We start from the raw sequence: 274 nt of genomic DNA, 5'->3' as shown, positions 1-274 counted from the left end.
TGCGCCCGTGTCCGAGTACGAGTACACGATCCTCTCGTCGAACGCCGAATCGCGGAAAATTCATTGGCTTCGTCGTGAAGGCGACGACCCACGGTCGATTCCGCTCGTCGCGGCGAAGCACATCGGTGAAGGATTGATAATGCGCACGGAACGGCGTGGCAACCAGTACCGGTGGCAGTTGCTTATCAACGGGACAGTATCGGTGATTCACGAGGAAGTCAGTGAGAACCTCCGAGAGGGGTTGTCGCTCACCGTCGAACGCCTCGGAACGCCC

Annotated in this window: 1 pseudogene; it reads left to right on the top strand. The window is 59.1% G+C overall.

The features are described from left to right. Positions 1–274, top strand: a pseudogene (locus C476_RS00025) (helix-turn-helix domain-containing protein); the annotation flags it as partial.

Source organism: Natrinema limicola JCM 13563 (assembly GCF_000337475.1).
In the GTDB taxonomy this organism is placed as follows: Archaea; Halobacteriota; Halobacteria; order Halobacteriales; family Natrialbaceae; genus Natrinema; species Natrinema limicola.
Note: the sequence above shows the minus strand (reverse complement) of the source record. Positions and strands in the feature narration are given on the sequence as shown.